Genomic DNA, 9965 nt, shown 5'->3' on the forward strand with positions numbered 1-9965 from the left:
CTACTTCAAAATCTCATCCACCAAACCCATAACAGCCGTCTCAAGATTCAAAGCCAAAGCATCCGCTTCAACTTGCGTACTACCTTTTACGCCAAAATAAAACTTCACCTTCGGCTCAGTACCAGATGGTCTGACGCAGAACCATGACCCATCTTCCAAATCATAATACAAAACATTCGAAGATGGCAAACCTGTAGAAGTCACTTCATTCGTTACCAGATTCTTAATCGTATCTTCATTGTAATCTCTGGCACCCACCACTTTAATACCACCCAAAACCTTAGGAGGGTTATCTCGTAATGAAGTCAAAATATGTTGGATTTTTTCTATACCTTCAATACCTTTTAATGTAATCGCCTGAAGAGTCTCTTTATAATAACCATACTTCTCATATAAATCTATGAGTGCTTCATACAAAGTCTTACCTTTTGATTTGAAATAAGCCGCCGCTTCTGCTACACACATCACCGCTACAATAGCATCCTTGTCTCTTGAATGGGTACCCACAAGACATCCATAGCTTTCTTCAAATCCAAACTGAAAATCATAGCTTCCATCCGCTTCAAATTCTTTAATCTTTTCACCGATATATTTAAAACCGGTTAAAGTCTCAAACAACGTTACCCCATAATCTTCTGCAATAGCCCTCGCCATATAGGTAGAAACAATGGTCCCGACAACAGCACTGTTTTTAGGTAGAATTCCTAGTTCAGCTTTACGGCTTAAGATATAAGACATTAGAATCATACCGATATTATTGCCATTAAGTGCTTTATAGTCACCTTCTTTTGTTTTTGCAAATACACCTAGTCGATCGGCATCCGGATCTGTAGCCATAACCACATCTGCATTATTTTCTCTTGCAAGCTTTAGAGCTAATTCAAAAGCTTTTGGATCTTCAGGATTAGGGTAATCCACCGTCGGAAAACTGCCGTCCGGTTCCTCTTGTTCCTTTACAACTAATACGTTTTCAAATCCGATTTCTTTCAAAATACGTCTAACAGGAATATTACCTGAGCCATGCAAGGGAGTATAAACCACTGTAAAATCATTGGCTTCCGCTTTAATCACTTCCGGATTGATGATTAATTTTTTCAAAGTATCAATATATCGATCATCTAAAGCTTTATCGATTATTTCATACAAACCTTTTGCCATCGCCGTATTTTTGTCCATTATTTTTACAGATTCATAGCCTTCAACCAAATTCACTTGCTCAATAATTTCTCCATCAATAGGTTCTGTTACTTGGGCACCATCTGACCAATAGGCTTTATACCCGTTGTACTCTGGAGGGTTATGACTAGCTGTAACTACAATTCCGGCTGTACAACCAAGTTCCCTAACCGCATAGGACAAATAGGGAACCGGTCTAAGTGACTCAAAAACATAACCTTTGATGCCATTAGCCGCTAAAACCAATGCTGCTTCGTCCGCAAACTCTGGGGACATACGTCTTGAGTCGTAAGCAATGGCAACACTGTTTTCTTGATTGACTTTCTTAAGGTTAATATAATTAGCCAATCCTTGAGTTGCTTTTCTAACTGTATAAATGTTCATTCGATTGGTTCCAGCGCCTAAGACACCTCTTAACCCTCCGGTTCCAAATTCAAGTTCCCTATAAAAGCGGTCCTGTATCTCCTTGTCATCACCTTTGATTTGCCTCAATTCTTCCTTCGTTGCCTCATCAAAATAATCGTTCTTTAGCCATGATTCATATAAATCCATGTACGTCATATTACGCCCTCCTTTTTAATCTTATTTATGGCCAACGTGTCAAAATAAAACCTTAACGCCTTAACCATTTATGTATCTGTATCTCACTCTTAAAGAGCTTTTCATAGGATTGTATCCTTGAATGCTCTTATTCGTCACCTGACGTATTGGGTTCTAAAGGTACTAATTCCGGTAACACAAGATTCTTATCTTTACCATCATCCTCCCAAGAAAATGAAAAACTGGCCGTCACATAACCTGTTCTTCGCAATGTAATGGTATGGTCTCCAGGTGTATAAGGCGTCGAAGTTGGGATAACACCTATAAAAGCAGCATCCAAATAGGCTTCGGCACCTGCCGGTTCTTGTATGAAAAGAAAACTTGCTTTTCTCTCAAGATCAATCCTGAATCTTAAGTATGCTTGGTTCAGGATAAGGTTACCTTCCCAAGTCTCAAAATTCTCTTTTTCAGCTCGAACTCTATAATTACCAAAACTTAGCATACTCGGCTCATTAGACTGTAGTAATACATCATCAATATACAGTTTTACATCTTCCTGAGAAAGCACAAACTCAACCGTTCCAACCTTAGGCTGTGCTGTACTCAAGTCAAGGGTTACATTTTGTCCCTCTTCAACCATAACTTGACTTACAAATGGTGACATATTGTCCTTCGAGACTATTACATCATAAACGCCTGCACTAATAGGCATGTTCATTTCTGCTTCAACCAACTTACTAATTTTTCGTCCTACCTCAATCTGACCACCGATGAAGCTTTCATGGTTAACCAAAGTGATGGTACCATGGCCATTGATGATAATAATACTCCATACTCGATCTTTATAACCTTTTACAATTGCTTCATCTGCCGTACTGAGTTCAGTAATTGCAAAAGGAGAACCATCCTTAGAGGTCACCAGCTCTTCTGTATAAGTGTATACCTCGTTGCCAATCCTAATAGTCAAGTTTTCATCATCTACCACCATGTTGCTGACATCTCGTCTCTGCCATGTAACCGCGGTAATTCTTACATTTTCCGGTTTTAATGTTTTTGTATCATACTTAGTCTCAATCATGTCACCAATCTTAATCTGGCTTAGTGCAATATCTGTGCCATACTCATTTTTAATATCGATAGAGCTATCCATCTCTAGAGTGATCATTTTTAATGCCTCAATATCATAAACCATGAGCTTGCCGCTTTCACTATCCACATATTTAACCACTGCCATAGCTCTTTCGTATTGTCCACTCGACACTACTTCTTCAATATCTGTAAGTGTTTCAACGTCTTCTGGCTTGTCTTTTTCTTTATCTTTTCCACCTAATACAAGCGCTAAAACTGTTACACCAACGATTAATATAACAACTGCCACGATACCAATTACCGTCATTCTTGATACAATGTCCACTTTTTTCTTCTTTTCAGTCGTTCTTTTTCGTTCTGTCATCTGTCACCTCTTATTATTTCACCTCATAAAACAGGTCATTTTTATTCCAACCCCGTCAATAATTCACTCGCTTTTTCGTAGTCTTGATTCAACTTTTCCGTCATGGCCAAGTGGGGTTTATGTTTTATATTATAATGAGTATTCTTTTCTTTTGCAAGTATTACCAAACCCTCCGGAATCGCTCTAATGGCCTCTAAATAGTTTTTCCCTTGAAGAACATCACCACATCGGATACTCGCCTCGCCGGCCATAAGCATAGTACTGCTATAGTCCTCATGTCTGTTAATATTTAACGGGTTAAGATCCACCAATATTTTAGCATATTCAACTGCCAGCGGATAATTCCCATTTTTTATAGCAATCTCTTTTTGAACCTGATAGCTTTCAATGATATAGGGATTTTTATGAATCAAATTTTGGGATATTGTAAACCGCTGTTCTTTATTGTCCACTTCTTGTAAATACTTTCTTGCTCCTTCTGTATGACTTTGATACAAATTCAATGTTTTTTCATAGTCACCCATTTGATAGGTGCTTTCAACAAGCAAAAAATAAATACAAGGCAAAATCAATATGAACAACAAAAAATAACTGAAGTTTTTGGGAAGTGTGTATTCTTTTTTTACTGCCTCTTCTTTATGCGTTGAAAAAATTAATATCAATAACCAAATATAAGGAAATTGAAGATTGATATCCGTTAGACTATGAAACAACAGAACTATAATCACCAATTTATTCATGCCATCATATTTCTTAATGAAAACAATATAGATCATAAAGGCCGCTAATGTCATACCACCTATCATGCCAATATCTAGGAATGACTGCAACAAACTGCTATGAACATATCTGACATGATACATGGAGCCGGTTTGATACGCACGTTGGGCATAATAATATCCAAAAGTTCCATACCCAAGCGGCCTGTCTACAATCATATGTAAAGCATCATCATAATATAACAACCGTGTCTGCCACTCGCTGACTTTTGGCGTCATTTGCGTAAGTCTACTAAAAACCAGCTCTAGATTAGTGAAAGCAATAAGTACCCTGTTGATGATGACAGAAAGTCCTAATCCCATCCAAAAGGTATACTGTAATTTTTTCCTGAATATTAAAAACACCATGACGAAACATGCTATTAAAATGACACTTCGACTCATGGTCATTAATAATGTTGTTCCTAAGATACTCATGCCTATTACTTTTTGCCATGGCTTCATTGCCAGTGTTAAAAATACCAAGATGGCCGCTAATACAACAATAGCCCAAGTATTGGCATATTGAATCGGACCAGCCATTCTTTGATTTATGACATAGGAAAATCGGTTCTCTCCTAAACCCAGATAGCTCGCGATTCCTATTAATCCACCTAATATTACACCCATCACAAAAAACCATTTAAAACTCTTCATGAAGATTTCATCATGAACTTGATATATTACAATATAAGCCATGATAAGTAGAATGCCTAAAAAAATGCCATAAACTTGCATGCCTTTTTCGACAGCAGTAAACAAAGCTAATATTTGTATGGCTAAAAATAGTAATAAGTATTTAATCGTTACATCCTTGGGCACAGTTATACTTCCTCTATGATATAACCCTACAAGCATCAAGACAATCATGACCACATTGGCCAACATAAGCGCGTGATTAAAATAAAGACCTTGTAAAAACATAAAAACTGTCATCCATATTAATATAGCTATAGAATAGACTTTCATAGGCTAACCTTTATGTATTAATTTTTTCGCTTTTTCAAGAAGTAGCTTTTTTTTATTTATTTCCGGTTCTTCTATTACCATTTCTAAAAGTGCTTTTAACAATATGCCGATTCTCTCACCTCTTTCAACACCTAGGTCCATTAGGTCCTTACCACGGACATCGAGGTCTTGTATGGTTAAGCAGTGATTACTTGCCAAAAGAATCTGAAAATGTTGTTTTTTCATGTCTAAATCTTCTAATCTTGCCTGAAGTTTATCCGGTGCTTGAGCCCGAACATCCGCTTCTTGAACGGCTAAATAATCTTTGAACATATCCACGCCCATATGGGCAACCGCTTTTCTTAGAGATTTTGCATTCGGTTCAAATCGATAATCATGATAGGCAATGAGTTTGAGAATGTGGTTTTTTGTTTTATTGTCAAATTTGAGACGACTGAGTATTGTTTTTGACAGTTCCACACTGATTTTTGAATGGCCATAAAAATGGTCCACACCCTCATCGTCTGTTGATTTCGAGTAACCTTTGCCAATATCATGTAAAAATATGGACCATCTTAAAGCTTCCGTTCTTTTCACTTCTTTAAGTGCTCTATACGTATGTTCATCCACATTATAAACATGATAAGAATGGTTTTGACTGAGATTTACACAGGGCATAAATTCAGGTATGACATAAAGCATCAAACCATAGTTCACCAACTTAGAAATGTAGTCCGGATTTTTTGAACATAAAATCTTCGAAAGCTCCATCTTAATTCTTTCAGCACTTATTTTCTCGATAAGCTTAGACAGCAAAGTAATGGCTCTACCGGTTTCTAACTCAATCTCAAATCCAAATCGCGCTGCAAAGCGAATGGCTCTAAGCATCCTTAGTGCATCTTCATGAAAACGTTCATTCGGGTCGCCCACACATCGAATGATGCCAAGTTTAAGATCTTCTTCCCCGCCAAACAAGTCTATAAACCCTGATTCTTCGTTATAGGCCATAGCGTTAATGGTGAAATCCCGTCGCTTAAGATCTTCTTTTAGACATTTTGTAAATGCAACCGCCTTGGGCCGTCTATGGTTTTCATATTTACCATCTACACGGTAGGTCGTGATTTCATAACCTACTTTGTTTTTTAATATGGTAACCGTACCATGTTCTAGACCTGTATCCACAGTTCTTGAAAATAAAGCTTTCACTTGACTTGGTTCAGCAGACGTGGTCAAATCCCAGTCCTTAGGCACTTTCCCAAGCATTAAATCTCTGACACATCCACCAACAATAAAAGCTTCATGTCCATGATAATGCAGTTTTTTTAATATATAATGAACATCTTTGGGTAATTCTCTTTTAATCATATAACACCTTTTCTATTGGATCCTAATGGCTTCTTTTTGTACTCCTTTTGCTTCAAGCTCTTTTAATGTGTCTTCAATACTTATAGGTACATAAGTTTTTAGAAGCTTCATTTTCCCACTGAAAGTATAGTCTTTACAGCTTGCAGGTATGAGGAAACTGTCCCCTTTCTTAACTTCTAACAACTCATGATTGCCCTCTAATTGGCCGGAACCTTTAAGTACCATATAGATTTCATAACCCTTTTCCTTTAGTTGTTTGAGTGAACCATCCATTTCTATGATCTCTAAAGCAAAATATTGGTTCAGGATATAATAAGTATGTTTGACGTTTTCTCTCACAACCATAGAGCCATGAATCGGTAGGGTTGAATATGTATCTAGAAAATCGATGGTCTCTTTAGATTTGTCTATATGAAGCTCTCTGCTTTGACCGTCAAGGCCTATTCTATTCCAATCGTAAACTCTATAGGTGGTGTCTGAGTTTTGCTGTACTTCAGCAAGTAAGATGCCTTTTCCTATAGCATGGATTAAGCCAGCAGGTATGTCAAAGACATCACCAGCCTTAACTTCTACTTCGTTAAGTACTTGTTCCAACTGGTTGGCCTTTAGAGCGGTCATAAATGCCTCTTGAGTTGTTCCTTTTTTCAGACCAATAATCAACCTGGCGCCTTTTTCTGCTTCCATAATAACCCAAGCTTCTGATTTTCCAAGTTCTCCGTTTTCTATAATATTAGCATAGGCATCATCCGGATGTACCTGAACGGACAAATCCTCCTTTGCATCAATGATTTTTACCAATAATGGAAATTTATGCCCTTTTTCATAACCTTCACCGAGTATTTGATGGCCATGGGTCTGTAATAGTGCACATAGTGTCAGGCCTTTATAAGGTCCTGCCCCAATGATAGAAGCGCCGTGTTCATGACAAGCAACCTCCCAGCTTTCTCCTGTATACTTAAATGGGGTTTTTTTACCATAAAGATTTTTCAGTTTTTCTCCGCCCCAGACCCGTTCTTTTAGATCCGGTTCCAATAACAATGGTCCCATAGTGCCTCCTTATGCATTCAACATAACTTTTTCATTATTAAAGGATCTTGTAATCATAAGAATCAATATCCCTGTAATCAGAACAGATACAATCGTAGACAGCAAAAACGCATCCAAACCAAGTTGGAACATAAATAATCGCTTTATGGCAAGCACATTCCCCAATATCGGTATGGCGAATTGAATAACAGCAGGCTCACCGGTAGTAAACATGGTTGAAAAAGATGCAAACATGACAATCATATAAATAGGTGATACATAAGTGCCGGCTTCTTTAATAGACTTTGCCCTTACTGAAGTAATACATATAAGCCCCACATACATGCCCACCAATACCAGCATAATAATTAATAACTGTACATATTGGAAAACCGTAAATGATAATGATGTAATTGAAATATCTCTACCGCCTGACAGCATACCACCTACGTTTGGCAAGGAAGCCATAATGGCTATAAAAGAACACGCAGCACTCACAAAGGCAACAATCGCAAGACCGATTAGTTTACCCATGGCAATGGTTTCTCTATTGACCGGTGTCATAAGTAAGGTTGCCATAGTACCTCTTTCTTTTTCACCTGCTATGGTATCCAATCCGATACCCATGGCACCGGCAAATAATAGTATAGCAATCAACATCGGTAATATCATTGAAAGACCAATACCCATTGCTTTAGACTCATCCATGACTTCACTTTCATCATTGGTCGCATCCACCACAAAAGCTTTGGCATAATTTTCATTGCCAAATCTTTCTCCTAACATGGCAAGTTCATATCCCTGTAATAGCTGCATGACGAACCTATTTCTTGCCGGGTAGGAATAATCTTCTGAGGGATTGTAATAGGTCTTAACTTCAGGCACTTGCTCTAAACTTTGATAATCCTTGATTTTTTGATCAAAACCTTCTTCAAACATAACCACAAGATCGATGTCGCCGTCTTTAACGCCAATAAGATCGGCCTCAAAATCTTCTTGATTAAAGGTCATCTTCATACCAAGATTGTCTTTATGGTTATCATAATACTCTATAAAAGATGCTGGTGCTTCATAGACATGAATGATGGATTGATGCTGGTCCCTATCTTCAAACATCTCTCCCATCATCGTTCCCATTAAAGAGTATAAAATATAAATACCCACCGCCGGTAGGATAAAGGCAGAAAAGACCAATCTTCGGTCTGAAAAGACCCGCTTCAATTCTTTTTTTACTATTACCCAAAGCATTACAACACCTCCTTAACATTGTCTTTGTATAAGGCAAAAAACGCGTCCTCAAGATTGCTAGTACCTGTCATTAACGTTATGGAAGCAATATCCCCATCGGCCACTTTTTTCCCATTAATGATAACCGCCACCCGATCACACAGCTTTTCTGCTACTGTCATGATATGTGTGGATATAATAATCAATTTCCCTTTCTCTTTTAGCCCTTGAAGATATTCGGTAACCGCTTTGGCCGTAATAATATCAAGACCATTGGTTGGCTCATCAAAAATAATGACTTCCGGATTATGAACCAAACTAACGGCAATCGCTAATTTTTGTGTCATGCCTGTAGATAGCTCTCCTATTTTTTTATTTCTGAATTCGGTTATGCCAAAATAATCAAATAATTCAGTTGTTCTGGATTTGATTGACTCAAGATCAAGGCCATGAAGCTGTCCGAAAAATTTCATGGTATAATCTGGCGTAAAATGGGTTTCCATCTTAAGTTCGTTGGTTAAAAACCCAATACTGCTACGAACCGCCTTAGCGTCCTTCACCACATCATAACCTTCAACACTGATTTGCCCCATTGTCGGCTTTAATAAGGTTGCAATTGTTCTTAGGGTCGTGGTCTTTCCTGCACCATTTGGCCCAAGTAAACCAAATATTTCACCTTTTTTTGCTGTAAAAGAAATATTGTCTACAGCAATTTTTTTGTGGTTCTGAACTTTTTGTTCTTTCATTTGTTTCTTGGTCAAGCGATATATTTTTGTAAAATTAGTAACTTCTATCATATTATTTCCTTCCTCTATTTACTCAAGTTGGTTCATATATACTAAAGTTAAGGCATCAAAACGATATGATTGAACTTAGTTTTGACCTTTGACCATACTAAAGTTAAAACGCTATGATTTGGGTTTAACCCTTCAATCTTACTAACTCTTAACTTGAACTATGGCTTCAATCTCAATACTTGCATCTTTCGGTAATCTTGCAACCTCAACACAGCTTCTTGATGGATAGGGTGCTTCAAAAAACGTCTCATAGATTTGATTCATGGCCGCAAAATCATTCATATCCTTTAGAAAGACCATCACTTTAATGACATCCTTCATATTAGATTTAGCCGCTTCAACAATCGCTTTTACATTTGTTAACGATGCTTTTGTTTGTTCCTCTATGGTCGTTGGCATCATCCCTGTTTTGATGTCAATCGGTAACTGCCCTGATGTAAAAAGAAGATTATTTGCTACAATCCCTTGAGAATAAGGTCCTATAGCCGCCGGTGCTTGATTTGTTGTAATATTTTTTTTATTCATCATAGCCACTCCTTAAATGTTTTTTACTTTGTTTTATTATGGTTGGTTAAAGGGTCAAAACTAAGTTTCACTAAATTCACATACAATATATAGATTACGTTGATGCATTCATAACTATATATTGTATGCAAAAGTTCAACTATATAGTTT

General features: G+C 37.4%; 8 protein-coding genes. All 8 read right to left on the reverse strand.

From position 1 onward, the window contains the following. The gene (locus AC6F8J_RS02585) at window positions 1-1737 is read right to left on the reverse strand and encodes a phospho-sugar mutase (RefSeq protein ID WP_500720740.1); all 1737 of its coding nucleotides are present in this window, start codon (window positions 1735-1737) and stop codon (window positions 1-3) included. A gap of 127 nt (window positions 1738-1864) precedes the next feature. Next, window positions 1865-3169 carry a hypothetical protein gene (locus AC6F8J_RS02590; protein WP_500720742.1) on the reverse strand — a complete coding sequence of 435 codons (1305 nt, stop codon included), beginning with the start codon at window positions 3167-3169 and terminating at the stop codon, window positions 1865-1867. A 41-nt stretch (window positions 3170-3210) separates the two neighbouring features. After that, entirely contained in the window at window positions 3211-4896 is a 1686-nt protein-coding gene (locus AC6F8J_RS02595; protein WP_500720744.1) for an O-antigen ligase family protein, read from the reverse strand. Between the two features lie 3 nt (window positions 4897-4899). Next, window positions 4900-6240: a CCA tRNA nucleotidyltransferase gene (locus AC6F8J_RS02600; RefSeq protein ID WP_500720746.1), complete on the reverse strand. Its 1341-nt coding sequence runs from the start codon at window positions 6238-6240 to the stop codon at window positions 4900-4902. 12 nt (window positions 6241-6252) lie between these two features. Further along, on the reverse strand, window positions 6253-7287 hold the full coding sequence (manA, locus tag AC6F8J_RS02605) for a mannose-6-phosphate isomerase, class I (RefSeq protein WP_500720748.1): 1035 nt from the start codon (window positions 7285-7287) through the stop codon (window positions 6253-6255). Between the two features lie 9 nt (window positions 7288-7296). Continuing rightward, window positions 7297-8514, reverse strand: a complete 1218-nt coding sequence (locus AC6F8J_RS02610; RefSeq protein ID WP_500720750.1) for an ABC transporter permease subunit — start codon at window positions 8512-8514, stop codon at window positions 7297-7299. Further along, window positions 8514-9290: an ATP-binding cassette domain-containing protein gene (locus tag AC6F8J_RS02615; RefSeq protein ID WP_500720752.1), complete on the reverse strand. Its 777-nt coding sequence runs from the start codon at window positions 9288-9290 to the stop codon at window positions 8514-8516. The genes AC6F8J_RS02610 and AC6F8J_RS02615 overlap by 1 nt, the downstream gene beginning before the upstream one ends. Before the next feature lie 141 nt (window positions 9291-9431). After that, on the reverse strand, window positions 9432-9815 hold the full coding sequence (locus AC6F8J_RS02620; protein ID WP_500720754.1) for a Rid family detoxifying hydrolase: 384 nt from the start codon (window positions 9813-9815) through the stop codon (window positions 9432-9434). Window positions 9816-9965: the final 150 nt, after the last annotated feature.

The organism is Petrocella sp. (assembly GCF_059865615.1).

Bases quoted from the DNA above. Each gene is read 5' to 3' on its own strand.
- AC6F8J_RS02595 (WP_500720744.1), bottom strand. From the start codon at position 4,896: ATGAAAGTCTATTCTATAGCTATATTAATATGGATGACAGTTTTTATG.
- AC6F8J_RS02615 (WP_500720752.1), bottom strand. From the start codon at position 9,290: ATGATAGAAGTTACTAATTTTACAAAAATATATCGCTTGACCAAGAAA.
- AC6F8J_RS02610 (WP_500720750.1), bottom strand. From the start codon at position 8,514: ATGCTTTGGGTAATAGTAAAAAAAGAATTGAAGCGGGTCTTTTCAGAC.
- AC6F8J_RS02620 (WP_500720754.1), bottom strand. From the start codon at position 9,815: ATGAATAAAAAAAATATTACAACAAATCAAGCACCGGCGGCTATAGGA.
- AC6F8J_RS02590 (WP_500720742.1), bottom strand. From the start codon at position 3,169: ATGACAGAACGAAAAAGAACGACTGAAAAGAAGAAAAAAGTGGACATT.
- AC6F8J_RS02600 (WP_500720746.1), bottom strand. From the start codon at position 6,240: ATGATTAAAAGAGAATTACCCAAAGATGTTCATTATATATTAAAAAAA.
- manA (WP_500720748.1), bottom strand. From the start codon at position 7,287: ATGGGACCATTGTTATTGGAACCGGATCTAAAAGAACGGGTCTGGGGC.
- AC6F8J_RS02585 (WP_500720740.1), bottom strand. From the start codon at position 1,737: ATGACGTACATGGATTTATATGAATCATGGCTAAAGAACGATTATTTT.